General features: G+C 34.9%; 22 protein-coding genes and 1 pseudogene. 15 read left to right on the top strand and 8 right to left on the bottom strand.

The window, feature by feature from the left end; genetic code table 11:
• Nucleotides 1–168: 168 nt before the first annotated feature.
• The 3 genes and pseudogenes from BR65_RS14080 to BR65_RS05790 form a co-directional block, all read left to right on the top strand.
• Nucleotides 169–483, top strand: a pseudogene (locus tag BR65_RS14080) (YrhK family protein); the annotation flags it as partial.
• A gap of 621 nt (nucleotides 484–1,104) precedes the next feature.
• Nucleotides 1,105–2,643: a glucose-specific PTS transporter subunit IIBC gene (gene ptsG, locus BR65_RS05795; RefSeq protein WP_034537262.1), complete on the top strand. Its 1,539-nt coding sequence runs from the start codon at nucleotides 1,105–1,107 to the stop codon at nucleotides 2,641–2,643.
• Nucleotides 2,644–2,646: 3 nt separating this feature from the next.
• Entirely contained in the window at nucleotides 2,647–3,339 is a 693-nt protein-coding gene (locus tag BR65_RS05790; RefSeq protein WP_023178738.1) for an N-acetylmannosamine-6-phosphate 2-epimerase, read from the top strand.
• Nucleotides 3,340–3,400: 61 nt separating this feature from the next.
• Here BR65_RS05790 and BR65_RS05785 read toward each other — a convergent pair whose 3' ends face one another.
• On the bottom strand, nucleotides 3,401–4,207 hold the full coding sequence (locus BR65_RS05785) for a MurR/RpiR family transcriptional regulator (protein WP_023178736.1): 807 nt from the start codon (nucleotides 4,205–4,207) through the stop codon (nucleotides 3,401–3,403).
• 902 nt (nucleotides 4,208–5,109) lie between these two features.
• On the opposite strand from BR65_RS05785, the gene BR65_RS05780 reads away from it, so the two are divergent.
• A complete protein-coding gene (locus BR65_RS05780) occupies nucleotides 5,110–6,432 on the top strand; it encodes an FAD-dependent oxidoreductase (RefSeq protein WP_034537261.1) in 1,323 nt (440 codons plus the stop codon).
• Nucleotides 6,433–6,652: 220 nt separating this feature from the next.
• Here the strand turns inward: BR65_RS05780 and spxA are convergent, their stop codons facing one another.
• Nucleotides 6,653–7,057, bottom strand: coding sequence for a transcriptional regulator SpxA (gene spxA / locus BR65_RS05775; protein ID WP_034537260.1), 405 nt, complete (start codon nucleotides 7,055–7,057; stop codon nucleotides 6,653–6,655).
• 276 nt (nucleotides 7,058–7,333) lie between these two features.
• Between spxA and gcvT the strand changes: the two genes are divergently transcribed.
• The 4 genes from gcvT to gcvPB are packed head-to-tail and all read left to right on the top strand — an operon-like array spanning nucleotide 7,334 to nucleotide 11,690.
• Nucleotides 7,334–8,443: a glycine cleavage system aminomethyltransferase GcvT gene (gene gcvT / locus BR65_RS05770; RefSeq protein WP_211251485.1), complete on the top strand. Its 1,110-nt coding sequence runs from the start codon at nucleotides 7,334–7,336 to the stop codon at nucleotides 8,441–8,443.
• A gap of 34 nt (nucleotides 8,444–8,477) precedes the next feature.
• Nucleotides 8,478–8,876 carry a glycine cleavage system protein GcvH gene (gcvH, locus tag BR65_RS05765; protein ID WP_023178730.1) on the top strand — a complete coding sequence of 133 codons (399 nt, stop codon included), beginning with the start codon at nucleotides 8,478–8,480 and terminating at the stop codon, nucleotides 8,874–8,876.
• A gap of 4 nt (nucleotides 8,877–8,880) precedes the next feature.
• On the top strand, nucleotides 8,881–10,227 hold the full coding sequence (gcvPA, locus tag BR65_RS05760) for an aminomethyl-transferring glycine dehydrogenase subunit GcvPA (RefSeq protein WP_034537257.1): 1,347 nt from the start codon (nucleotides 8,881–8,883) through the stop codon (nucleotides 10,225–10,227).
• Nucleotides 10,224–11,690, top strand: coding sequence for an aminomethyl-transferring glycine dehydrogenase subunit GcvPB (gene gcvPB / locus BR65_RS05755; RefSeq protein WP_034537255.1), 1,467 nt, complete (start codon nucleotides 10,224–10,226; stop codon nucleotides 11,688–11,690). Before gcvPA ends, gcvPB begins: the two co-directional genes overlap by 4 nt.
• A 79-nt stretch (nucleotides 11,691–11,769) precedes the next feature.
• On the opposite strand, the gene BR65_RS05750 is transcribed toward gcvPB, so the two are convergent.
• Both BR65_RS05750 and BR65_RS05745 read right to left on the bottom strand, forming a co-directional pair.
• Nucleotides 11,770–13,134, bottom strand: a complete 1,365-nt coding sequence (locus BR65_RS05750; protein WP_034537252.1) for an FAD-binding oxidoreductase — start codon at nucleotides 13,132–13,134, stop codon at nucleotides 11,770–11,772.
• 258 nt (nucleotides 13,135–13,392) lie between these two features.
• On the bottom strand, nucleotides 13,393–14,127 hold the full coding sequence (locus BR65_RS05745) for a YjjG family noncanonical pyrimidine nucleotidase (protein ID WP_051932669.1): 735 nt from the start codon (nucleotides 14,125–14,127) through the stop codon (nucleotides 13,393–13,395).
• Between the two features lie 124 nt (nucleotides 14,128–14,251).
• On the opposite strand from BR65_RS05745, the gene BR65_RS05740 reads away from it, so the two are divergent.
• From BR65_RS05740 to BR65_RS05725, 4 genes are all read left to right on the top strand, one after another.
• On the top strand, nucleotides 14,252–14,581 hold the full coding sequence (locus BR65_RS05740) for a DUF6054 family protein (RefSeq protein ID WP_023178721.1): 330 nt from the start codon (nucleotides 14,252–14,254) through the stop codon (nucleotides 14,579–14,581).
• A 219-nt stretch (nucleotides 14,582–14,800) separates the two neighbouring features.
• Entirely contained in the window at nucleotides 14,801–15,451 is a 651-nt protein-coding gene (locus BR65_RS05735; protein ID WP_034538642.1) for a CAP domain-containing protein, read from the top strand.
• 227 nt (nucleotides 15,452–15,678) lie between these two features.
• Entirely contained in the window at nucleotides 15,679–16,098 is a 420-nt protein-coding gene (locus BR65_RS05730; RefSeq protein WP_034537249.1) for a DUF4430 domain-containing protein, read from the top strand.
• Complete coding sequence (locus tag BR65_RS05725) at nucleotides 16,085–16,630, top strand: hypothetical protein (protein WP_023178716.1); 546 nt, start codon at nucleotides 16,085–16,087, stop codon at nucleotides 16,628–16,630. Before BR65_RS05730 ends, BR65_RS05725 begins: the two co-directional genes overlap by 14 nt.
• 96 nt (nucleotides 16,631–16,726) lie before the next feature.
• Here the strand turns inward: BR65_RS05725 and BR65_RS05720 are convergent, their stop codons facing one another.
• Nucleotides 16,727–18,181 (bottom strand): M23 family metallopeptidase, encoded by a 1,455-nt coding sequence (locus BR65_RS05720; RefSeq protein WP_034537246.1) that lies wholly within the window; start codon nucleotides 18,179–18,181, stop codon nucleotides 16,727–16,729.
• 262 nt (nucleotides 18,182–18,443) lie between these two features.
• Here BR65_RS05720 and BR65_RS05715 point away from each other — a divergent pair, with 262 nt between their 5' ends.
• On the top strand, nucleotides 18,444–19,343 hold the full coding sequence (locus BR65_RS05715; RefSeq protein WP_034537244.1) for an ROK family protein: 900 nt from the start codon (nucleotides 18,444–18,446) through the stop codon (nucleotides 19,341–19,343).
• Nucleotides 19,344–19,490: 147 nt separating this feature from the next.
• Nucleotides 19,491–21,272 (top strand): ammonium transporter, encoded by a 1,782-nt coding sequence (locus BR65_RS14150; protein WP_023178710.1) that lies wholly within the window; start codon nucleotides 19,491–19,493, stop codon nucleotides 21,270–21,272.
• 49 nt (nucleotides 21,273–21,321) lie between these two features.
• Here BR65_RS14150 and BR65_RS05705 read toward each other — a convergent pair whose 3' ends face one another.
• The 3 genes from BR65_RS05705 to BR65_RS05695 are packed head-to-tail and all read right to left on the bottom strand — an operon-like array spanning nucleotide 21,322 to nucleotide 23,515.
• Complete coding sequence (locus BR65_RS05705) at nucleotides 21,322–21,903, bottom strand: hypothetical protein (protein ID WP_034537241.1); 582 nt, start codon at nucleotides 21,901–21,903, stop codon at nucleotides 21,322–21,324.
• Nucleotides 21,903–22,904 carry a flotillin-like protein FloA gene (gene floA / locus BR65_RS05700; protein WP_023178705.1) on the bottom strand — a complete coding sequence of 334 codons (1,002 nt, stop codon included), beginning with the start codon at nucleotides 22,902–22,904 and terminating at the stop codon, nucleotides 21,903–21,905. Before floA ends, BR65_RS05705 begins: the two co-directional genes overlap by 1 nt.
• Before the next feature lie 2 nt (nucleotides 22,905–22,906).
• A complete protein-coding gene (locus BR65_RS05695) occupies nucleotides 22,907–23,515 on the bottom strand; it encodes an NfeD family protein (protein ID WP_244877151.1) in 609 nt (202 codons plus the stop codon).
• 448 nt (nucleotides 23,516–23,963) lie between these two features.
• On the opposite strand from BR65_RS05695, the gene glgB reads away from it, so the two are divergent.
• Entirely contained in the window at nucleotides 23,964–25,874 is a 1,911-nt protein-coding gene (gene glgB, locus BR65_RS05690; RefSeq protein WP_034538641.1) for a 1,4-alpha-glucan branching protein GlgB, read from the top strand.
• Nucleotides 25,875–25,910: the final 36 nt, after the last annotated feature.

Below are 25,910 nucleotides of genomic sequence, written 5' to 3'. Positions count from 1 at the left end.
AATTTTTATCTTAACTTGTCAATTCTAATATGAGAAGTAAAAACGTGCAAGTTCTAATAAAAAAGCAGGTATTTTTTAATAAAGCTAAGTTTAGATTCAATTCTTGGAAAGTGAAAAAAGAAACTTGTATACTAACTTATAGAGAATTAAAAATCGGAGGTAATCAGAATGCCGAAAATTGAACGCAAAGAGCACGATATTAATCCAGGTAAAGAAGAAGATATTGAAATAAAGAGTGGACGTTTTCGTTTGTATTTTCAGAACCGTTATACATTGATTTCATTGACGAATGATATATTAACTGGGATTTTTTATATTATTGGTAGTTTAGCCACACTCACGGATATTCCAGATATTTATGGTACTTATCTTTATTTAGTTGGTGGGGTTTTTCTAACGGCTCGTCCTATTCTGAAAATTTTTCATAATATCTTTATCTACGATGATGAAAAACTAGCAAAACAAGAACAAGAAGAACAAGAAGAACAAGAAGAACAAGAAGAACAAGAAGAACAAGAAGAACAAGAAGAACAAGAAGAACAAAGCGACACTAAAGAAGGTAATAAAGATTCAGATGAAGAAGATAACGAATATAATGAAGAGTATTATGGCAAAGATAATGATGAAGAGTACGAAAAAAAAGAAGAAGAACAAGAAGAAAAAAGTAAATAAAGTCAAAGAAAAAGTCGAGCGTTTGTTGCTATTAAACAACAATGTTCGACTTTTTTTATGTTTTTTGACTAGCTCAGAGTCGCTTTCCGTTTGAGTATCCGAAACTTAGTACAACCACCTTAGAATAAACGTCTAATTGAATGGGTCAAACTAAGAGTAGATTCTAAAGTTCCTGCAAGACTTTGCGAGTTTATTATACCGTATTGAAATAAGACATAAAGGCTTTAAGTTAAACCGTAAATCAGGTTCATCCTCAGTTTTCAAACACGTTCTAATCTACCTACACTAAAAATTATAGAACTTTTTTAAGTGTTATTTGACATTATTATGTTTTATTTATTTTTAATTGGAAATATTTTCTTTTAAAAAAAGTTGACGAAAACATTTTCATGATATAGAATGAGATAAATTAGAAAAAGGGGACTGAAGAAAATGAAAACGTTTTTTGAGAAAGCTCAACAATTTGGTAAGTCGTTTATGCTGCCAATCGCAATTTTACCTGCTGCAGGATTACTTTTAGGAATTGGAGGATCGTTATCTAATCCCAACACTATAAGCGCGTATCCTGTTTTAGATGTCGCATGGTTACAAGCGATCTTTACCATCATGAGTAGCGCCGGAAATATTGTTTTTAGTAATTTACCGATTATATTTGCTATTGGGGTTGCTATTGGTTTAGCAAAATCTGATAAAGGTACTGCAGCATTAGCGGCTCTCATTGGTTACTTAGTGATGCATTCGACAATAAATGCTATACTAACCATTACTGGAGAGTTAGTCGTAGACAATCTTGCCGCAGTTGGTCAAGGAAGTACAGTGGGAATCCAAACACTTGAAACAGGAGTTTTTGGTGGAATCATTGTTGGTATATTAGCAAGCTACTTACACAATCGCTTTAATAAAATTGAATTGCCAGCTTATCTAGGTTTCTTTGGTGGTTCTCGTTTTGTTCCTATCATTACTTCTTTTTCAGCTATCCTTTTAGGTGTTGTAATGTACTTTATATGGCCAGTATTCCAAGGCTTGATTACAAATGTAGGAGATGTGGTTAATGCTACTGGATATTTAGGGACCTTTTTATACGGATTTATCTTACGTATGCTTGGGCCAGTTGGACTACACCATATTTTCTATCTTCCTTTTTGGCAAACAGCCGTTGGTGGAACATTGGAAGTTGGAGGAGAACTTGTTCAAGGAACACAAAATATTTTCTTTGCTCAATTAGCTGATCCAGCAACACAAGAGTTCTTCAGTGGAACAGCACGTTTCATGTCAGGACGTTTTATCACTATGATGTTTGGGCTAGTTGGAGCCGCATTTGCGATCTATAAAACAGCTAAACCAGAAAATAAAAAAGTTGTGGGTGGGTTGATGTTATCAGCTGCCTTAACCTCATTTTTAACAGGGATCACAGAACCGCTTGAATTCTCGTTCTTGTTTATAGCACCAGCTCTATATGTTGTACATGCTGTTTTTGATGGGCTTGCATTCATGTTGGCTCATATCTTTGAGATAACGATCGGGCAAACATTTTCTGGTGGATTTATAGACTTTATTCTATTCGGAATCTTACAAGGAAACGAACGAACAAATTGGATAATGGTATTAGTGATAGGAGTAGTTTGGTTCTTCTTATATTACTTCACATTCACGTTCCTAATTACAAAATTCAACTTCCAAACACCAGGTAGAACGGATAAAGTAGAAGTTGCTGGCAATAAAACTAAAGTTGAAGGTCGCGCACTAGATATCATTAATGGTTTAGGTGGCGAAGAAAACTTAGTGAATGTTGATAACTGTGCAACAAGACTTCGTGTGACGGTTAAAGATGATTCTTTAGTAGATGAAGCTTTATTAAAAGAAACTGGAAGCCAAGGACTTATCAAAAGAGGAAATGGGATCCAAGTTGTTTATGGTCCGCAAGTATCTGTTATAAAAAATGAAATTGAAGAATTGTTAGGAGACGAATAAAAAATGAATATGTTGGATAAAGTAAAATCAGAATTAGTTGTTTCATGTCAAGCTTTGGATAATGAACCTTTGCATAGTTCATATATTATGGGAAGAATGGCCATAGCTGCTGAAGAAGGTGGAGCGAAAGGGATCCGTTCAAACTCTAAAGAAGATATCATTGAAATTAAAAAAAACACAGACTTACCGGTTATTGGAATCGTGAAAAGAGACTATGAAGATTCAGAAGTTTTTATTACGGCAACGATGAAAGAAATCGATGAGTTGGCTGAGTCTAAATGTGATATGATTGCACTAGACGCTACTGACCGTATCAGACCAAATGGAGAAACACTAGAGACATTTGTTCAAGCGATCCGTTCTAAATATCCTTCCATTTTATTAATGGCTGATGCATCAACTGTAGAAGAAGTAATAGAAGCAGAAAAAATCGGTTTTGACTGTGTTTCTACTACTTTAATGGGATACACAAAAAAATCTGAAGGTCAAAATATTGCAGACAATGATTTTGAACGCTTGAAAATCATTCTAGATACTGTCAACGTTCCTGTTATTGTTGAAGGTCACATTGATACACCTGAGAAAGCTAAAAGGTGTAAAGAATTAGGTGTTCATTCAATCGTAGTAGGCAGCGCGATTACACGTCCTCAATTGATTACAGCTGGTTTTGTTGAAAAAATGAAAGAAGTAAAATAAAATAAAACTAAAAAGCTAGTAAGAAAAAGGGTATAATTCCCTCTTCTTACTAGCTTTTTTTCTAGTTCAAGTCTAAAGCAGTCAATGTTTTTTTCCGGTTGTCTTTATACGATTCATCTTCTAACAATACATAGCACAATACATCCAAAATAAAATGAATCGGCAATTGGCTGTTAATGAATTGCTCATCAGGAATAGACGTTCTACCAGATGCAAATAATACTTGATCTGCAATTTTTGTTAAAGGTGTATGATTCTGATTGGTGATCACGAAAACAGTGGCTTCTTCTTTTTTTGCTATGGTGCAGGCATCGATGACAGCTTGCGTTTTTCCATAGTTTGAAATAGCAATCATTAAGTCATATTTTTTTAATAGAACAGCATCCATCAACATCATATGCGGATCGGTCACCACGTCAACTATCAGACCCATTCTGACTAAGCGGTATTTCAATTCCATGGCGCTTAATCCTGAATTTCCAACGCCACAAATCAAGATCTTATGGGAATGATGGATTGCTTCTACGAAATCCGCAATTTGTTGCGTTTCAATTAATTGAGACGCAGAATTAATCAACTGTGTGTAGTAGCTGGCAATTTTAACGGGTACTTGTAAAGGAGCAGGAGTACCACCTAGTTCCTGAGATACAAATGTTTTAAATTCACTAAAATTTCGGTAATTTAATTTCGCACAAAAACGAGAAATGGTAGCATTTGAGGTCTCCGTTAAACGTGAAAGATCCTTGATATTCCACGAATCAATGTCTTCTTTGTGTTCAAGTATAAATGCAGCTACTTGTTTTTCTTTCTTTGATAATAAAGGGTATGTTTGGTTGATCCGATTAGAAAGATTAAGATTGTTTGTCATAAGTAAGATAACCTGCCTCTAAGTCCTTTTTTTAAGGATACCATGTATATTAGATGTTTACAAAAGAGAAATAAATAAAAAAAGTCAAATAGAAGTCTTTTATTATTTCATCTTAGGCGTGTTTTAAAACTAGTTTGTCAAGAGGGAATTCGCCGTTAGATAAACAAAGGCTAAATAAAATGTTGCGAGTTTATCATACTATGTTGCGATAGGCCGACATTGTTTCGAAAATGGTCCGATTCGATAGTGAGAAGGAAAAAGTATGTTGGCTTAATGTAAAATCTCATTTGAGTAGGCGCAATAAGCCTTAATTCGATTAACTCAGAGTGGTTTTCCGTTTGAGTAGAAGTAATAAGTCTTAATTCGATTAACTCAGAGTAATTTTTCATTTGAGCAGATGTAATAAGGCTTCATTCAACTAACTCAGAGTAGTTTTTCATTTGAGTAGATACAATAAGGCTTAATTCGACTAACTCAGAGTCGCTTTCCGTTTGAGTAGATGCAATAAGGCTTTATTCGATTAACTCAGAGCCGTTTTCCATTTGAGTAGATGCAATAAGGCTTCATTCGACAAACTCAGAGACGTAATTCATTTAAGTAGGCGAAACAAATCTTAGTACAACCAGCTTAGAATAAACGTCTAATTGAATGGGTCAAACCTAAGAGTAAATCCTAAAGTTCCTGCAAGACTTTGCGAGTTTATGATACCGTATTGAAATAGGACATAAATGCTTTAAGTTAAACCGTAAATCAGGTTCATCATCAGTTTTCAAACACGACCTAAGAGATAATGCAGAGAAAGTTTATAAACAAATCATTCTTTCTTGCAGCATTGAAATGGTATACTAAATTTGTATTAGAAAAAACGATTTCAACTTAATTTAGAAAGGAACGGTGTTATTTTGAAAAAGTATGATGCGATTATTATTGGATTTGGTCAAGGTGCTCGTACCTTAGCAACTAAGTTAACAGCGAATAAATGGAAAGTAGCATTGATTGAAAAAAATGAATTGATGTATGGCGGTTCTTGTGTCAACATCGGTTGTATCCCTACTAAGATCTTAGAACACGATGCAAGGGAACAAATAGATTATGCTACGGCATTAAAGCGCAAAAATGAGGTAACTCAAAGAAATCGAAATACGGAATTTACAAGTATGCAAAAAAGTGAACAGGTTGATTTGTATACTGGGACAGGTTCATTTAAATCAAACCATGTCATAATCGTCGATTTAGGCGATCAAACGGAAGAACTTGAAGCAGAATATATTTTCATTGGTACTGGTTCAGAAAGTAATTATCCACCAATTGAAGGATTAAAAGAAACAAAAGGAATCTACAATAGTACAGAACTTCAGTCACTGCCTGAAGTACCTAAATCTTTAGGCATTATTGGTGCAGGGAATATTGGGTTAGAATTTGCTTCTATTTATGAAATGTTTGGTTCAAAGGTCACTCTTTTTGAAACGGGCGAACAATTCATGCCAAAAGAAGAGCGAGAAGTAGCAGAAGCTGTTCAACAAGTTCTGGAAGACAAAGAGATCACGATTCAGCTAAATGCAAGAGCGAATAAAGTTTCAAATGAGAAAGACCAAGTTAAGCTTGAAACAGAGGACAATAAGGAATTTTTATTTGATGCTGTTTTAGTCGCTACCGGTCGCAAACCCAATACTGCTTATTTAAATTTGGAGAATACAGAGATTGTTGTTGATGAAAAAGGCGGAATCGAAGTGAATGATTATTTGGAAACCGCTGTTGAACATGTTTTTGCTTTAGGAGATATTAAGGGAGGTTATCAATTTACGTACATCACGATTAATGATGCTAAGTTAATTGCTGATTATGTATTAGGCAAAGGCAATCGTAAACGCTCAGAGCGCCAGCATATCCCTTATTCTATTTTTATAGAGCCGTCATTTGCTCGAGTTGGTTTAACCGAAGCAGAGGCAAAAGAGCAAGGGTACCAAGTGATTACCAACACTGCTCCCGTTAGCGGAACAACTCGCTCAGATGTTATTAATGATACTAGAGGATTGTATAAAGCTGTTGTAAATAAGGAAACAGATGAGATTTTAGGAGTCACTCTTTTCGGTGATCAAGCTCATGAATTGGTGAATCAAGTGAAGATGGCCATGGACAATCATATCCCTTACACTTATTTGAGAGATCAAGTCGTGACACATCCTGTTATGTCTGAGATTTTTTCTACATTATTTGATATGTAAAAAAAAAGACTTCTTTTCACTTTAAATAGTGGAGAGGAGTTTTTTTATATGTAGAAGCAACTATAAAATTTTTGTAACTCTCTTTTGGACAAACAGCAACGAAAAAACCAAAAGTTTGTCTAAAAGGCGAGCAAAAGTGGACAAGTTTTGCGAATTTACTCGTAGACTTGCCCACTAAAGAGAAAATAGGACTAAAAAATTATTTTTATGATTAATATTATTAGAAGTTAATCGGTAATTGATCATGTAGTTTTAAGAGTTCTAATTTGCGTATATCTCTAGGTAAGAAGCAGCGAATATCTTCTTCATTATAGCCGACTAACAGTCTTTTATCGTCTACAAGAATAGGACGACGCATAATTCCTGGATGCTGCTGTATCAGCTTTAAAACTTTTCCTAAAGACATATCTTCTATATCAAGATCTAACTCTCTAAATGCTTGTGAACGCTGTGAAATGATTTCTTTTGTTCCATTTTCAGTCAGTTGTAAGATAGATTTCAGCTCTTCATCGGTTATCTTTTCAGTGAATACATTTTTTTCAGTAAAGGGAATGTCATGTTCTTCTAACCATGATTTGGCTTTGCGACAAGAAGTGCAACTAGCAGATGAATACAATGTAATCATGTAAAACCCTCCTTCTAAAGGTTATTAAATAGTAGTATACTATATCAGCAAACGCAAACGTTTTCAATAGAAAGCTTAAAAGAAACAAAGATAAAAATCAATTATTATGCTTAAAGGAAAAAGAGTAGAAGGATAATAAATTTTTTCAATAAAGTTAGTTATTGTCTATGAAAATGTTGGGTAAAATGTTAAATTTAACTAAATAGATTAAGCGAAAAAAAGAAGACAATAAAGTTGTTTTTACTTTTAAAATAGGAAAGAATGAGGGATGCAAAATTGGATAATGAATTAAAACAAACACCTTTGTTCGGTTATTATAAAAAGAATACTGTTAAACTAATGGATTTTGGAGGATGGGCTTTACCAATTCAGTTTTCAAGTATAGCAGAAGAGCATAAAGGCGTACGTATGAACGCTGGTTTATTTGATGTTTCTCACATGGGAGAGATTGTTGTAAGCGGAAAAAATGCTGGGAAATTTTTAGATTATGTATTAACAAATGATATTTCAAAAGTCACTATTGGCCAAGCTCAATACAACGCTATGGTCTATGAAAATGGTGGGACCATTGATGATTTGATTATCTTTAAATTAAAGGATCAAGAATATTTAGTGACACCAAATGCTTCAAATAGTGATAAAGTCTTTCAATGGATGAATGAGCATAAAATGGAAGATGTTGTTTTGGAAAATAAATCAAACGATATTGGTTTATTGGCTCTTCAAGGTCCTTATGCAGAACAGATTTTACAAAAACTAACAGATGATAACTTAAGTAAACTGAAGTCTTTTCATTTTTCTCAACAGATTACTTTAAAAGGTTTTTCTTCAGTCCTTATTTCAAGAACAGGGTATACTGGTGAAGATGGTTTTGAATTATATGTAAAAGCAAAAGAAACGGAAAAATTATGGAATACCTTGCTTGAAAAAGGCAAAGAAGAAAAGTTACAGCCTTGTGGTTTAGGTGCCCGTGATACGTTGCGTCTAGAAGCCAGTCTTTCTTTATATGGAAATGAACTTTCAGATGAGATCACACCTCTTCAAGGTGGTATTGGTTTTGCGGTTAAAACTAAAAAAGAAGCTGAATTTATTGGTAAAACAGCCTTAGAAAATCAATTGAAAGACGGCGTCGATAAAAAAATCAAAGGCATTCAGTTAATTGGAAAAGGAATCCCGCGTCATGGATATTCTGTTTTTGATGAAACTGGATCAAAAATCGGAGTTGTTACTTCGGGAACAAAATCACCAACGCTAGGAAATAGTATTGCTTTGGCTCTTTTGTCTTCGAAAGAGACTGAGATAGGAAAAACTGTGAAAATCGAGATACGCAATAAGTTAGTAGAGGCTGAAATCGTGGCCCTGCCCTTTTATAAAAAGAAAAAATAAAACTTAATACATTAAAGATGAGGAGTGTTTAACAATGACAGAGGATAGATTATATAGTAAAGAACACGAGTGGATATTGCCATTAGGAGAAAATGCAGTACGAGTAGGAATTACAGATTATGCTGTTAAACAGCTGGGGGATGTCGTATACGTAGAAGTTCCTGAAATGGATGCAGAAGTTTCGATTGGAAGTGAAATGGGAACAGTGGAGTCCATTAAATCAGCTTCTGAAATTTTTGCACCGGTTACAGGAATAATTATTGCTGTTAATACAGAATTAGAAGATGGACCTGAGTTGGTCAATGAATCTCCTTATGAAGAAGGCTGGTTTGCTGAGATTCAGTTAGAAAATTCAGTAGAACTAGAAGGATTATTAAATGAAGAAAGTTATCAAGCTTATGTTGCAGAATTGACAGTTGAAGAGGAGGCATAAGCGATTGAACGAATTCAGATACCTTCCCGATACGGAGCAAGACCAATTAGATATGTTAGAAGCTATGGGAATCGATTCAGTTGATGAATTGTTTTCAGATATCCCAGCAGAGATAAGGTTAACCGAAGATTTACCTATTCCTCAAGCTATACATGAATCAGCATTGACAAAAAAAATGAGACAGTTAGCAGTAAAAAATAAGACGGCCCATGAGTATTCTTTCTTTTTAGGAGCTGGTACATACGATCATTATATTCCAAGTGTAGTAGATCATGTCATCTCTCGTTCAGAGTTTTATACGGCTTATACGCCTTATCAAGCAGAAGCTAGTCAAGGAGAGCTTCAGGCATTGTTTGAATTTCAATCCATGGTGTGTGAATTGACAGGAATGGATGCGGCAAACTCTTCTTTGTATGATGGGTTTACTTCGCTTGGTGAAGCAGCTACTTTAGCTGTAGGAGCAACAAAGCGTTCTAAAATTTTGATTTCTAAAGCCGTCCATCCTCAAGGAAGACAAGTCGTTCAAACAGTTGCAAATGGACAAGAGTATCAATTAGTAGAAATTGATCTAACAAATGACAGTACTAATTTAACATTGTTAGAAGAACAGCTAGACAACGAAACAGCAGCTGTTATTATCCAGTACCCTAACTTTTTAGGTTCGGTTGAGGATTTAGCAGCCATTAAAGAACTTGCTGCAACACAAAAAGCATTGCTTATTGTAATGGCCAATCCTTTAGCTTTAGCATTATTGGAGTCTCCTGGTAATTTAGGAGCGGATATTGTAGTAGGTGATATGCAACCATTGGGATTAGCAATGAATTTTGGCGGTCCACATTGTGGTTATTTTGCAGTCAAGAAAAAATATATCCGAAAAATTCCTGGCCGTATTGTAGGACAAACCACTGATACTGAAGGTAAAAGAGGTTTTGTATTAACGTTACAAGCTCGAGAGCAACACATTCGTCGTGAAAAAGCGACTTCTTATATGAGTTCTAATCAAGCTTTAAATGCACTAGCATCCTCTGTTTTTATGTCTGCTTTAGGCAAAGAAGGGTTGCAAAATATGGCTCAGCTTAATATTGAAAAAGCAGATTATATGGCTAAACAATTGGAAGAAAAAGGGTTTGTCGTAACCAATAAAGCTCCTTTTTTCAATGAGTTTGTTGTGCAATTGCATCAACCTGTAAGCAAGATCAACCAGCAGTTGCTGAAAAAAGGCTATATCGGTGGTTATGATCTAGAACCCGATTATGGATTTGAAAATACCATGTTAATTGCGGTTACTGAACAACGAACCAAAGAAGAAATTGAGCACTTTATTGAGGTAATGGAGGGACTGGATAAATGACTGAATACAATGAATTGATTTTTGAAATAAGTCAACCAGGACGTACAGCATATTCACTTCCTGAAAGTGACGTTCCCTCAATTGATTTAACGGATAAGTTTTCACAACACTTGATTCGCAAAGAACCAGCTGAATTGCCAGAAGTATCTGAACCGCAATTGATGCGTCATTATACTTCTTTATCTAGCAAAAATTTTGGTGTCGATAATGGATTTTATCCATTAGGCTCTTGTACGATGAAGTATAATCCTAAAATCAATGAAGACGTTGCTCGTTATGATGGGTTTGCAGCGATTCACCCATTTCAACCGATTGAAACAGTTCAAGGAGCGTTTCAATTACTGTATGAATTACAGGAAGATCTTCAAGTTATATCCGGGATGGATGCAATTACTTTGCAACCAGCTGCTGGAGCTCAAGGGGAATGGACCGGTTTAATGATGATGAAAGCTTATCATACCAAAAATGGCGATAGATCCACTAGAACAAAAGTATTAGTACCTGATTCTGCTCATGGAACTAATCCTGCTAGTGCACATGCAGCCGGTTTTGATGTAGTTGAAATTCCATCTAATGCCAATGGAACAGTTGATTTAACAGCCTTAAAAGAAAAAGTTGGGCCGGATACTGCAGGATTGATGTTGACGAATCCAAACACATTAGGTATTTTTGAAAAAGATATTGTGGAAATGGCTGAAATCGTACATCAATCCGGTGGACTTGTTTACTATGATGGAGCTAACTTAAACGCTATTTTAGGTCAAACAACGCCGGGTAAAATGGGATTCGATATTGTTCATTTGAATCTACATAAATCTTTTAGCACACCACATGGTGGCGGAGGGCCGGGTTCAGGACCAGTAGGCGTAAAAGAATTTTTGATTCCTTATTTGCCGATTCCAAGAATTGAAAAACAAGAAGGCAGTTACGTATTGAATACAGCCTTCCCAGATTCCATTGGGCGTGTTAAGGGTTACTACGGTAATTTTGGCGTAAACGTTCGTGCGTACACTTACATTCGAACAATGGGTCCAAAAGGGCTCCGTCAAGCCTCTGAGAGTGCCGTAATACATGCTAATTACTTAAGAAAGAAATTAGAACCGTATTTTGAAACACCGTATACTCAATACAGCAAGCATGAATTTGTTTTATCAGGCTCTAGACAGAAAAAATTAGGGGTACCCACAACCAGTATTGCAAAGCGGATCTTAGATTTTGGTTATTATGCACCAACTGTTTATTTCCCACTGATCGTGGAGGAAGCCTTAATGATTGAGCCAACAGATACGGAAACAAAAGAAACACTTGATGCTTTTGCTGATGCGTTGATCCAAATTGCCAAAGAAGTAGTAGAGACACCAGAAATAGTTCTTAATGCTCCTCATACAACTTTTGTAAAACGATTAGATGAAGTAAAAGCTGCAAGACAATTGATTGTTAAGTATACGAAAGAAGTAGAATAAAAGAAGACCAACCTCGAAAAGTTACGAGGTTGGTCTTCTTTTATTTTTATGGTAAAAATGGTATCAATAAAGTGAGGTATTACATTACTTTTGTTGGATTTAAGCGACCATCCGGATCAAAAACTTGTTTGATTTTACGCATATAAGTTAGATAATTTGGATCCGTCATTTTAGCAAGGTAAGGTTTTTTGATAATTCCAATACCATGTTCTGCTGAGGGAAGACCACCTAATGCTTTGATTTTTCCATACATTTTAGTTAAAACATCATCACGTTTTGTTTCCCATTCTTGTTGATCCGTGATTGATCCACGCGCAACACAGGTATGAAGATTTCCATCACCAGCATGTCCAAAACTGATCATACTTAATCCACTTTCAGCTTCTAATTGCTTTGTATATTGGTATAGAGTAGAAAGTTGATTGATAGGAACTGTTTCATCCATGGTTACTTGTTCTGTGTAATTTACGACAGCTGTTAATAGAGAATCACGTAATGACCAGGCTGTTTTTTCCAATTCAGGAGTGTCTAAACTAATGATTTCTAGAACATTATGAGGTTGAACGCTTTGTTTTAATAATTCAATCCGATGCTGGATAACTTCCATATTATCGCCATCTAATGTCATCAAAAGGTAAGATTCACCAAGTTGACTAGGGAAAAGTACACCATTTTCTTTTTCACTTAATTGGATGGTTTCTCTTTCGAAAAATTCAAGTGCTGTTGGATCTACTCCATTTTGTAAAATAGTTAATACAGCATCTGTTGATTCTTTAAGTGTTGGAAAAGCAAGAACTAATGATAGGCTAGCTTTTGGTAAAGGAATCACTTTTAATTTGATTTGAGTAGTAATACCTAAAGTTCCTTCAGAACCAATAAATAGATCTTTCAAATCATAACCAGAACTATTTTTGATGTTGACGCTGCCTAAAGTTAATTCTTCACCAGTGGCTAAGACAACATCTAATTGACGTACATAATCTCTTGTTACACCGTATTTAACAGCTCGCATACCACCAGCATTTGTAGCAATATTTCCACCGATAGAAGAATTTTTAGAACCTGGATCAGGTGGGTAGAAGAAGCCTTTACTTTCTACATACTCTTGAATCTCATGAAGTAATACGCCTGGTTCAACTGTCAAAGTCATTGTTTCTAAATCTAAATCAATAATTTGGTTCATTAGATGTAAATCAATAATTAATTCATTTTGAACAGGAGCAGTTGCTCCAGATAAACCTGTGCCTGCGCCACGAGCAATAATGGATAAATTTTCTTGATTAGCAAATTTTACTAATGCAACGACTTCGGCTTTTGTTTTAGGCAATGCAACACCATAAACGCTTTTTGCATGTCCTACATATTCATCGAATAAGTATTTTTCGGGCACTTCTTCACCTTGAAAAATGCGATTTGAGTCGGTAATGATCTCTTTTAATAACATGAAAAAATCTCCTTTTTATATAAAATGGATAAGTTTTTAGTTTCTTACGTTCATTAGTGTAGCACTTAACGGATAGCAAAAGCAATGAAATTATGGAATGAAACCGTTCGAAAACGTTGTTAAATCAACGATTTTAAAATTGGTATAGGTCAATTAAAAGAAAAAAATAGTGAATTCTTGCTGGAAAAAATTCTGAAATAAACAGCAACACAGATAAAAAGGATTAGAGTTAAAAGACTCAAATCCTTTTTTGCGTACTTAAAGAGTAACGGTAGAATGTTGTTCAATTTCCCTCGCGGTAACTGTAGGAGATAAGAGCATATCTTCTAATAATTGAAGTTGATGAATTTCATAAGTTGTAGGGTGTGTTCCATTTATAGAACCATTGGGATTAAACCAACACGTATCAATTCCAGCATTGATTCCTCCTTGGATATCGGAAGTCAAGGAATCGCCTATGATCAAGGTCTTATCAGCTGTGATTTGAGGGATTTTTTCAAAAACACGATGAAAGAATTCTTTCTTGGGTTTTTGATAGCCAATTTCTTCAGAAATGAAGATGTCTTTGAAATAAGTGGTCAGGCCTGAGTTGTTTAGACGGATGATTTGGGTACGAGCAACCCCATTCGTTACCACATAAAGATCATAATAGTTGGCCAACTTTTGAAGCAGTTGTTCTGCCCCGTCAATCAAGACAGCACTTTGTTCTAAGTATTGTCTGTACAAGTTATCTAAATGAATCCCATTTAATGTTAGGCCAAGTTTTTGAAATAAAGTAGAAAAACGTGTATGTAACAATTCTTCCCGTTTGATTTCTCCTTTTTCAAAAGAAGTCCATAATTGTTGGTTCATTTTTTGGTAGAACTGCTTAATGTCATCTGTTAATGCAACATCATGTTCTTTAAACAATTCTTGTAAAGCGTAGCTTTCAGCTGCTTTAAAATCAAGTAAGGTATCATCAACATCAAATAAAAGGGTCTGGTACTGTTTCAAATGAATAAGCCTCCTTCAGTTAATTGTTCGCACTATTCTTTAAAAGTATACCATTTTTCTTGTACAAAGTTAGAAAGTTTTGCATAATAAAATTATAGATAGTAACCTTAAAGGATGGGATGATATGAAGGAAAAACAAGTTATATTGAATGGAAATAGTTTGGAGATTCTAGAATATTTTAAAAAGAATTTGAAATTCGAACGTTATGAACAATCGACTACATATGGATTTGACTTTGAATATGGAAAAGGATATTTAACTGTATTTGAAAAATACTTTTCTAGAAATGACAGCGTAGCAAGTTTGACCCTTCATATACATCCTTTAGAAAATGAACAAGTTGAATTAATAATGATCGTTTCAGGCAGTGAAACTGGGATTTTTAAAATAGATTGGTGGATAGGTAAATCTATTTTGAAAACAATGAATAAGCTGATAGAGGAATTCAAATAGCTAAACAAATCTTTTCTAAAAGGTATTTTTGCTGGGAATTTCTATTGTTTAACTTTGTTTTTTTATTACTTCTGTTGGAAAAAAAGTTTCGCTCAAAAGTGAATACAAAAATAAGATAAAAGAGAACGAATGTATTCTTTTTATCTTATTTTTGTATTCACTAATTTTTGGTATACTACAAGCTGTAAGTCAAATAGAACAAAAGAAAGGTTTGATGGAATGAGAAAATTTTTCTCATATTGTATAATGGTAATTGTCTTAATCGGGTTTGGTTATTGGCTTGCAAATTCGTCTATTCTAGAGAATACAAAACTTGGCGATACGATTTCTTTAATTGCTGATAAAGCATCAAGTGCAAAAATAGTTGTTATAGAAGAACCTTCAAGTGATCATAGTCAAGAAGCATCAACGAGTGTAGAATTATCCAGTACTAGTGATGATGCAACTGAAGCAGATAAACTAAATAATGAAATTGTTGAAAAACGGGTTTTAGAATTACTGAATGACTTGAGAAAAGAAGTAGGTGTTCCTCAATTAACTTCTAATGATCAATTAAAAAAAGCAGCTAACAAACGAGCAATTGAAACAGAAGAATCTTTTTCTCATACACGCCCTGATGGGAAAGCTACCTTTACTGTTTTAGAAGAACCAGATAGTGAATACTCTTATCAATTAGCAGGAGAAAATTTAGCAATGGGAACCTATTACTTAGACGAAAATGGAATGTCTGAATGGTTATTTGATGGATTAAAAAATAGTCCAGGACATTATGAAAATATGGTTAATAAGGATTTCGAAGAGGTAGGTATTGGGGTTCATTATGATGGCGAAAATCTTTATATTGTACAATTATTTGGAACGCCGTTATGAAACTGCTCGCGAATATGATTTGAAATAACTAGTTGAATAAGCAAACATAAGGTTGGGTCAAATGACTCAATCTTTTTTTGTAACCACAACATGTTGTGGTTGAAAAACGATTACGTCTGTTATATAGTAGTTTTAGGAAGGGAATAGAGTAAAGAAATTTTTTCAACTTTATACATATGGTAAAATGTCTATCTTAAAAGAGTGACATAATTGGAGGAATAAATAGAATGAAAGTTTTTAAATTGGGATTTATAGTAGCAGCAACATTTAGTTTGGCAGCTTGTGGGAACACGACTGTGCAAGACTCAGATTCTTCTGCAGCAAAAAGCAACTCTTTAGTTGAACAGCAAGCAAAAGAGACACTTTCTGTCGTCATGTCATTAGAACAAGATGGAAAAGAAGTTGAAGGTGCAACGCAAGAACTAGAAGTAGAAGAAGGTACTACTGTCTTAGAAGCACTTAAAGGACAGTATGAAGTAATCGAAGAAGATGGATTGATTCTTTCAATCGATGGAATGGAACAAGATGAAGATGCGGGGAAATACTGGTTGTATGAAGTAAATGGTGAACAACCAACTGTAGGAGCCGCAGAATGCGAAATAAAAGATGGAGATCAAGTGAAGTGGTTGTTAAATGCTTTACAATAAACTGAATAGAAAAGTATCTATTCAAAAAATAACCTTACTTGCTTTTATGACTGCGCTTTGTCAAGTTAGTCGGCAATTGTTTCAGTTTCTACCAAATATCCAGCCAGTAACCGTTATTTTAATTATTTTAACGTTAACATTAGGTGTAAATGACACTTTGATTGTAGCGGTCTTATCGATTATTCTATCAAATGTGACACTTGGTATGGGTGTCTGGACGATTGCTCAAATCGTTTCATTTTGTGGAGTTGTTTTAGTTACAGGACTTATCATCAAACCCTTTTTTAATAAAATTCCTTTTGTGTTTATGCTTTGTTATGCCGGTTTTACAGGATATTTGTATGGTTTTTTGATTTCTTTAATTCAAGCTCCATTTTTTGGTATTCAAAATTTTTGGATTTATTATGCTTCTGGAATCCCTTTTGATACCTTACATGCAATAGGAAATAGTGGGTTTTATCTAGTATTAGCGCCAGTTCTGTTTCCTTTATTAGAGAAATTTCTTAATAAGTACTATAAGAATGAACAATAAATAAAAGGCAATAGGGAGCAAGTGTCAAACAACATAAAAAGACAGATGGGTCATTGGTAAAAATGATCCATCTGTCTTTTACGTTAAAATGTATTGTTACATTCCTAAATAAGGAGCTGGGTTAACTCGACTTCCGTTTTTGTACATTTCAAAATGCAAGTGTACGCCCGTAGAAGAACCAGTCGTTCCCATTGTTCCAATTTGTTGCCCTTGAGAAACTTGCTGTCCTGGAGAAACAAGCAAACTTCCAGCAACCATATGTGCATAAAGCGTTTGGAAACCATTGCCGTGATCAATTTTCACATAATATCCCCATCCTGAATCATATCCAGCAATCACAACTGTACCGCTTTTAGAAGCAACAATTGCTCCACCGCCACCAAAATCAATGCCGCCATGCAGTTTGTAATCACCTGTAATCGGGTGCACTCGGTAACCATAAGATGAGGTTGAATATCCGCCACTAGGTCGTATGAAACCTGAATTAGATGATGGTTTTGATTCTTGGACGACCGGTTCTTTTGAAGGACTTGTGTTGCTAGAAGAACTAGGGTTAGTAGTTGAACTGCTGGACTTATTAGTATTTGTTGATTTTTTAATAGAAGAGCTGGCAATTGTTGTTTTTTCTTCAGCAGCTTTTTTAGCCGTTTCTTCTTGGTTAGCTTTTTCTTGAGCTTCAACAGCAGCTAATCTAGCTTCTTCCTCTGCAGCGGCTTTTGCAGCTTCTTGTTCAGCAGCTTTTTGTATGGCTAGTTGTCTGGCTTGTTCTTCTTCAATAATACGTTGACGTTCTTTTTGCATTTCTTCAGATAGTGTACTTGTTTGAGTAGCAATGACTTGCTGCTCTTCAACAAATGTATTTTTCTCTTCTTCCGTCATATCGTATTGAATGGCAACTTGAACGATTTTATCATCGAGTTCAGCTTTTTGAGCAACTAGATTGTTTTTAGATAATTCAATATCAATTTTTATTTCTTCAATGGCCATTTTTTCAGCTTTAGCTTTTGTTTCGTTCATTTCTAATGTAGTTTGATCTTTTTCTTGTTCAATCACAATAGTTTTATTGGCAGTAACCAATTGATTGACGATACCTATACGGCCAACTAAATCTGTAAAACTTTCAGCCGTTAGAAGAAGGCCTATTAAATTAGAAGCATTTCCATCAGTTTGTACAGAGCGAGCTTGATTTTCAAGTTTACCTGTTCGTTGGGCAATTAGTTTTTTTAAAGCTTCAATTTCTATTTTCAATTGTTCAACTTTTGCTTTAGAGTCTTCTAACTTTATTTCTTGCGCATGTAATTTTAGAACTGTATCATCGATTTGAGATTGCAGTGTAGTAATATCTGATTCTAAACTGCTTTTTTCTGTTTCTAGCCCATTTAAGGTTTCATCTTGTTCTTTGATTCTATTATTAAGCTCTGATGATTGTGATTCAAGTTCATTTTTTTTCTGTTCCATTTCTTCCAGTGTATCGGCTTGAGCGATAGTTGGTAAAAATGGTCCAGCAAACATCACCGTAGCTATAATTCCTATGATTGCTCTCTTTTTCAATAATATACCCCCATTAAATCCCCTTGCTTTTTACGTACCTAAAAAGTATAGCATAGATAATGAACAATTGTGGTGTTAGTTGTGTAACAAAAAATAGCAATAGTATTACAGAAAGGCTGTACAGTGAAATAAAGGATAGTATTTCGCTTTTAAAGAATAAAGAGAAATGAGCTGCTGAATTGTAAACGTTCTATTTAATAGATGGAAGTGGTAAACTAGAGGTAGTGATTAAGTAAAATTTGGAAAATAAAGGAGGATAATAGTGGATTATTTAGGTGTGGATATCGGCGGAACTGAAACAAATTATGGATTAATTAATGATCAAGGCGAACTAGGTGAAATAAAAACTAAAAAAACGCCTATGGGTTCATTAACAGAACTTTTGGATTTGATGGAAAAAATCTACAATGAATATGCTGATCAAGTTGAAGGTATGGCTATTAGCATGCCAGGTATTATCCATTCGAAAACCGGGTATGCAGTGCATGGAGGTTCGTTAAAGTATATTAAGAATTTGAATATGATAGAAATGTTGGAAACAAGATGTCAAACGACTATTCATGTAGAAAATGACGGGAAGGCAGCGACACTTGGGGAGTTATGGAAAGGAAATTTAAAAGGTATCCAATATGGCATCATGCTTAATTTAGGTACTGGCATTGGTGGTGGAATAGTAGTGAATGGTGAAGTTTTAAAAGGTCAGCACTTCTCGGCAGGTGAATTTTCTTTTATTAAAACAAATTCAGATAAAAGTAAAGATGCAGATTATATGTTTGGATTTCAAAACGGCATAAAAAAACTGTATCAAAAAATAGGAGAACAGTGTGAATTACCGTCAGAATCAATAAATGGATTTAAGATGTTTGAATTGATTGAAGATGGAAATAAAAAAGCCGCTGCATGTCTAGATGAATATTGTTACACATTAGCTATTCAATTGTTTAATTTACAGACGATAGTAGATCCAGAAAGAATTATTATCAGTGGCGGAATCAGTGGAAATCCATTGTTGATTCAAATGATCAAAGAGAATGTAAAGAAAGTATATGAAGAAGAATTAGGAGAACAGTTATTTATTGTGCCTACAATCATGAAAAGTAAACTCGGAAATAACGGAAATATTATTGGAGCATTATACAATTACAAATTAAATGAGGAATAAGAAGTTTAAAAACTGTCAATACATGTTATAAGATATAACATGTATTGATAGTTTTTTTTATTTATTTTGAATTTAAAAGCTAAAACCCTTGATATAGCCTTTTTGTAATGTTAGATTTTATAACATAAATGAAAAGGGGGATACAATATGTTTTCATCAGCAGATACATTATGGGTATTGGTTGGAACTGTTTTAGTATTTTTTATGCAAGCGGGTTTTGCGATGGTTGAAACGGGATTTACAAGAGCAAAAAATGCAGGAAATATTATTATGAAAAATTTAATGGATTTTGTATTAGGGTCTTTAATGTACTGGATCATTGGATTTGGAGTAATGTTTGGACCAAGTATAGCAGGTTTGATTGGAACACCGGACTTATTTGTACAAGGAAATTACGATACAACGATACCAGGATATGTATTTTTGATGTTTCAAACGGTATTTGCGGCAACTGCGGCTACGATTGTTTCTGGTTCAATGGCAGAAAGAACGAAGTTTAGTGCATACTTAGTTTACACATTGGTTATTTCTACAGTTGTTTATCCTATTTCTGGACATTGGATCTGGGGTGGAGGATGGTTAGCGCAATTAGGATTTGTCGATTTTGCTGGTTCGACAGCTGTTCATATGGTTGGTGGAGTAACAGCTCTAATCGGAGCAAAGCTTGTTGGGGCTAGAATTGGAAAATACGACAAAGATGGAAAAGCAAAAGCTATTCCAGGACATAGTCTAACATTAGGAGCTTTAGGTGTTTTCATTCTTTGGTTTGCTTGGTTTGGATTTAATGGAGCTTCAACGGTCTCTGCCACGGGTGATGAAACATTATCTCTTATTGGAACAATCTTTTTAAATACAAATTTATCCGCAGTAACGGCTACTTTAGTTGCTATGATGATTACATGGACAAAATATGGCAAACCAGATATTTCTATGACGCTAAATGGTTCGCTAGCTGGTTTAGTAGGAATTACAGCTGGATGTGCGATAGTTTCACCATTTGGAGCTGTAGCGATAGGGGCAATTTCTGCTAGTGCGTTAGTCTATGGAATCGAATTTGTCGAAAAGAAAGCTAAAATTGATGATCCAGTAGGTGCTTTCGGTGTTCACGGGATATCAGGTGCATTAGGAACTATCCTAGTAGGTGTTTTTGCAACTGATGGAGGATTGCTGTATGGAGGTGGAGTCAACCTTTTAGGGATTCAATTATTAGGAGTAGGTTCAGTTGTTGCTTGGGTAACGGTCACAATGGTTATTACATTTAAACTCATTGATAAAACAATTGGGTTACGAGTAACAGAAGAAGAAGAAATTGCAGGGATGGATATTTCAGAACATGGATTAGAATCAAGCTACGGTGACTTCGTGACGGTTCCATTTGGTCAAAAACCTGTATTTGGAGGATTGAAATTTGAAAATCAAGAACCTGCCTTAGCTTTAGCCGGAATAGAATCAGTTTCTATAGATAATGATGATACTGATCCAGTCCTTGAATTTCACAGACATTCCGTTAACCCTTTGAGTACAAATAAGAGTAAAGAGGGCGAAATTACCCCATTAATGAAAGTCGATATTATAACGAATGAATCAAAATTTGATGACTTGAAAAAAGATTTAAATACGATTGGTATTACAGGCATGACGGTGACAAAAGTACAAGGTTATGGTATGCAAAAAGGGCATACAGCTTACTACAGAGGGGTAGAAATCGAAGCAGACTTGCTGCCTAAAATACGACTAGAAATAGTTGTGAGCAAGGTACCGGTTTCTCTAGTGACTGAGACAGCTCGAAAATCTTTGTATACCGGTGCTGTCGGTGACGGAAAAATATTTGTCTATAACGTAGAAAATGTCATTCGAGTAAGTTCAGGAGATCAAGGAACAAAAGCTCTGGAGTATGATGATGTGGATAAAGAAGAAGTAAAAGCTTGATATAAAGAAAACCATCAAGAAAGTTCCAAATAGGAACTTTCTTGATGGTTTATTCAGTACGTCTTAAACTAACAGGTTTATCTAAAATTTCTTTGTAGATGATCCCTTTTACATAATCGTTTTGGAAATGAGTTTTCTTAGTTTTAACCACAGCCTGATAACTTGATTTTTTAGTAGAAGTTACCTTATCAATAGGGGTTAATGAAGTTAAATCATTCCTATCAAAAAGCGTCTGACTTTTACTTTTCTTAACGTCATTTTCATTAAATAAAGTTGTTTTTGGAGCAGAAGAAGATCGTACAGGTTCCGCTCTTCTTTTTGCAGCTTCTTGTTGCATACGACGAGACAATTGCTTCGATTGCATCTGTTGATTTCTTTTTTGAGAAGAAGCAGTAGATGATTTGCTAGCATATTTTTGTCTAGTCGTGTTATTTGCTATAAAAGCATCTTTTAAAGATACAGAATCTTTATTTCTTAAATCTGTTCTTTGTTGAAGGTCTCTTTGTCTACTTTGCGATGAAGTGGAATTGTTTCCAATCATTGCAATAAAGAAGCGATATATAGCAGCGATAAATGAAAAAACGGTAGTCCCTATAAGAAATAAAACGACAAGGGCTATTAAAGTATTCATTATCTATCACTTTCTCTCTCAGTAGTATCTGAAATAGAGTTTCTCATTTTAGTATCGGCATTAACATTGTTCATATTGTAATAATCCATTGCACCTAAGTTTCCAGATTTTAAAGCTTCAGCTAATGCTAAAGGTACTTCAGCTTCAGCTTCAACCACGCGAGCACGCATTTTTTGAACTTCAGCGATCATTTCTTGTTCTTGAGCAATCGCCATTGAGCGTCTTTCCTCAGCTTTAGCTTGGGCAATATTTTTATCTGCTTGGGCTTGTTCCATTTGTAAGCTGGCACCAATGTTACGTCCAACATCAATATCCGCAATATCAATGGAAAGAATTTCAAAAGCAGTACCAGAATCTAATCCTTTTCTTAAAACAGTTTTTGAGATAGAGTCTGGATTTTCTAAAACATCTGTATGTCTTGCTGCACTACCAACTGTTGTTACAATACCTTCACCAACACGAGCGATGATTGTTTCTTCACCAGCACCACCGACTAGGCGTTCAATATTCGCACGAACCGTTACTTTTGCACGTGCTTTAACTTCAATACCGTTCATTGCCATTGCAGCAATTTGAGGTGTTTCGATAACTTTAGGATTAACACTGACTTGTACGGCTTCAAAAACATTTCTTCCGGCTAAGTCGATTGCAGCAGCTTGTTTAAATACTAAATCAATATTTGCACGTTGTGCGGCAATTAAAGCATCAATAACTTGGTTGATATCTCCACCAGCTAAATAATGAGCTTCTAATTCATTGATGTCGATATCTAATCCAGCTTTAGTGGCTTTGATCAATGGACGAATGATATCTTGTGGAGCAACTCGTCTTAAACGCATTCCAACAAGTGTTCCTATGTTAACTTTAACACCTGAGAAATAAGCAGTAACCCACAATCCAACGGGTACGAAACGGAAAAATAAGCTGATAACGATAATAACGATAATGGCTATGAATAAAAAGCCAATCCAATTTGTGGGGCTCTCTGCAACTGTTGTCATATTTAATCCACTCTCCTAACAATAATTTTGTATCCTTCTACTTTTGTGACAATAACGGAAACATTTGTGTCTATATGCTCTCCAGTACTTACGACATCTAACTCAGTGTCTTCAAATTGTACTTTTCCAGATGGCCTAAGTGGCGTAGTTGTTTCTCCAGTTTTTCCTAAATAAGCTGAAGCGTCAGTGTTGCTTGAAAACCCGCTTTCTTTATCTAAATTATTTTGAAGGACAAGTTTTTGTAAATGAGTTAACGAGTACCCTCTGCGGATGAGCATAATAAATAAAAATGAAGCAGCAACCACCGCAATACTTAAATCACGTAAAGCTGTACTAAGATCATTATTCGTTAAATAGACACCGCCGATAATTAAAAGAAAACCAATGATACCTGCTACACCAAAGTCAGGTACAAAGACTTCAAATATCAACAAACAAATTCCTAGAATAAAAATTATAATCGGAACCCAATTTTCAAGACTATTTATATAAAAATATCCTCCAAAACTTGCTAATGCCAAAAGTCCTCCTAAAGTAGATTTAGGTGTTAAAGCCGCTATGACTAAACCAATAAATCCAACAGTTAATAAAATTATTTCCAATACATTCACCTCCTCTTTAAGAGCTGTTCCTTTTCCCTAACTAAATCCTCGTTGATTTTAGTTACTCTTATTTTACCATTAGTAACAAGGTTACGCACTTTTAACTCAAAGTTTATTGAATTTTTAGTGTTTTATCAGAAAAACGGCTGTATTTTTATGAAGCTTTTTGCATGTTATAAAAAATAAAAACAATTCAGTATTTAGATTAAACTTGAAAAAAAGATTAAAAACTTTTTTTCAAGTTTAATATTTTTTAGAAGCCACTAACAGCATAACAGTAAGCGTTATCGCAGTTAGGTGGTATAATACGATTAGAAGAATAAATGGACTATTTTTTTAAAAGATAAAAAATTAGGTCGATTAATCAGTGCATACATTGTAAAATGAAAATATGATTAAAATAAAATGAAAAATGAATGCTAGTTAGTTGGGAGTGAATCGAGTGACACATCTATCAATGAGTGAAGAAGTAAAAAAAAAACTTGAAGAAGAATTGTTTTTATTTAATACCGGGGAATATTTCGACAGTTATTTAACGCTAGGATGCAATAGGGATACCTATGAAGGGAACTCAGGATTTCGTTTTACTGTTTGGGCTCCTAATGCGATAAGTATGGCTGTAGTAGGAGATTTTTCCGATTGGGATTTAGGAATCGAAATGGAGAAAATTGGCAAAACGGGTTGTTGGACAGCCTTTAGCGACAAAGCTATAGAAGGACAATGTTATAAATACCGTATAGAACAACCTGATGGAACGGTAAAGTTGAAAATTGATCCTTATGCATTTGAATTTGAAGTAAGACCAAAAGACGCTTCGATTGTAAAGGGTTTACCCGAAAAGAAATGGAAAGATGGGTTATGGTCTGCAAATAAAAAACGATTTTCTATCTATGAACGCCCACTAAACATCTATGAAGTACATCTTAGTTCTTGGAAACACCACGATGATGGATCGTGGTATACAATTCCTGAATTAAAAAACGAATTGATTCCTTATGTTAAAAAAATGGGGTACACACATATTGAATTCATGCCTTTAATGGAACATCCTCTAGACGCTTCTTGGGGGTATCAGTTGACCGGATACTATGCGTTATCTTCTAAATTTGGCACGATGGAAGAGTTTCAAGACTTAGTAGAAGCGGCACACCTAGCAAATATTGGAGTAATCATGGATTGGGTACCAGGCCACTTTAATCGAAATGATTATGGGATGGTTCATTTTGATGGGACCCCTCAATTTGAATACACAGATAAAAATAAAGCTCAAAATAATCGATGGGGAACAATGAACTTTGATTTAGGGAAAGCTCAAGTCCAAAGCTTCTTGACTTCTAATGCACTATATTGGATCGAACAATTTCATTTAGATGGGTTAAGAGTCGATGCCGTATCCAGTATGTTGTACCTTGATTACGATATTGGTGAGTGGACGCCTAATGAAGATGGAAGCAATCACAATAAAGTAGGTGTTGAATTTATTCAAAAACTTAATAAAAAAGTATTTGAACGACATCCTTACACCTTGATGATCGCCGAAGAAAGTACGGCGTGGTCAAAAGTTACGAAACCAGTTCATATGGGAGGGCTAGGTTTCAACTATAAGTGGAATATGGGGTGGATGAATGACACATTGAAATTTTTTGAAATGGATCCATTATCCCGTAAACATCATTTCAATTTAATTACTTTTTCTTTTATGTATGCATTCAATGAAAACTTTATTTTGCCATTCTCGCATGATGAAGTGGTACATGGAAAAAAATCATTGATGCATAAAATGCCAGGTGATCGCTACAACCAATTTGCCAGCTTGCGTACATTAGAAGCTTATATGATGGTTCACCCAGGTAAAAAGCTGAACTTCATGGGGAATGATTATGGTCAATTTCTAGAATGGCGCATACATGAAGGATTGGAATGGCAAAGTGTGAATGACGAAATGAATGCTAAACATTTGCACTTTATGGAATCGTTAAATTTACTGTATAAAAAAGAAAGAGCTTTATGGGAAGTAGATCATCAAGCAGATGGAATCCAAATTTTAGATGCAGATAATGCTTCTGAAACTCTTTTAACGTTTATTCGAAAAGGTAAAAAGCCGCGTGATTTCGTAGTCGTTATTTGTAATTTTGTACCAGTTGAGCGAAAGGGGTATAAGGTAGGAGTTCCTTATGAAGGCATTTATGAAGAGTGTTTAAATACTGAATTGAGCGAATATGGCGGGGTCTGGACAAAAAATCAAGGACCTTTAAAAACGGTTAAAGAAACCACTAACCAGCAGGTCCATACGATTGAATTGATTGTACCGGCAATGAGCGTTTTAATTTTACGACCAAAAAGAATTTTTGGAGTTCCAAAAAATTAATCGATGAAAAGGAGGGTAGAGGAAGGATGGCAAGAA

The organism is Carnobacterium inhibens subsp. inhibens DSM 13024 (assembly GCF_000746825.1).
Lineage (GTDB): Bacteria > Bacillota > Bacilli > Lactobacillales > Carnobacteriaceae > Carnobacterium_B > Carnobacterium_B inhibens.
This window is presented reverse-complemented; position numbering and strand designations above follow the sequence as displayed.

What these genes read in the sequence shown, in the direction of transcription:
- gcvPB (WP_034537255.1), top strand. Translation starts at nt 10,224, where the DNA reads ATGACTGAATACAATGAATTGATTTTTGAAATAAGTCAACCAGGACGT.
- BR65_RS05790 (WP_023178738.1), top strand. Translation starts at nt 2,647, where the DNA reads ATGAATATGTTGGATAAAGTAAAATCAGAATTAGTTGTTTCATGTCAA.
- floA (WP_023178705.1), bottom strand. Translation starts at nt 22,904, where the DNA reads ATGACAACAGTTGCAGAGAGCCCCACAAATTGGATTGGCTTTTTATTC.
- BR65_RS05730 (WP_034537249.1), top strand. Translation starts at nt 15,679, where the DNA reads ATGAAAGTTTTTAAATTGGGATTTATAGTAGCAGCAACATTTAGTTTG.
- gcvH (WP_023178730.1), top strand. Translation starts at nt 8,478, where the DNA reads ATGACAGAGGATAGATTATATAGTAAAGAACACGAGTGGATATTGCCA.
- BR65_RS05705 (WP_034537241.1), bottom strand. Translation starts at nt 21,903, where the DNA reads ATGAATACTTTAATAGCCCTTGTCGTTTTATTTCTTATAGGGACTACC.
- spxA (WP_034537260.1), bottom strand. Translation starts at nt 7,057, where the DNA reads ATGATTACATTGTATTCATCTGCTAGTTGCACTTCTTGTCGCAAAGCC.
- BR65_RS05725 (WP_023178716.1), top strand. Translation starts at nt 16,085, where the DNA reads ATGCTTTACAATAAACTGAATAGAAAAGTATCTATTCAAAAAATAACC.
- BR65_RS05735 (WP_034538642.1), top strand. Translation starts at nt 14,801, where the DNA reads ATGAGAAAATTTTTCTCATATTGTATAATGGTAATTGTCTTAATCGGG.
- BR65_RS05785 (WP_023178736.1), bottom strand. Translation starts at nt 4,207, where the DNA reads ATGACAAACAATCTTAATCTTTCTAATCGGATCAACCAAACATACCCT.
- BR65_RS14150 (WP_023178710.1), top strand. Translation starts at nt 19,491, where the DNA reads ATGTTTTCATCAGCAGATACATTATGGGTATTGGTTGGAACTGTTTTA.
- ptsG (WP_034537262.1), top strand. Translation starts at nt 1,105, where the DNA reads ATGAAAACGTTTTTTGAGAAAGCTCAACAATTTGGTAAGTCGTTTATG.
- glgB (WP_034538641.1), top strand. Translation starts at nt 23,964, where the DNA reads ATGAGTGAAGAAGTAAAAAAAAAACTTGAAGAAGAATTGTTTTTATTT.
- BR65_RS05750 (WP_034537252.1), bottom strand. Translation starts at nt 13,134, where the DNA reads ATGTTATTAAAAGAGATCATTACCGACTCAAATCGCATTTTTCAAGGT.
- BR65_RS05740 (WP_023178721.1), top strand. Translation starts at nt 14,252, where the DNA reads ATGAAGGAAAAACAAGTTATATTGAATGGAAATAGTTTGGAGATTCTA.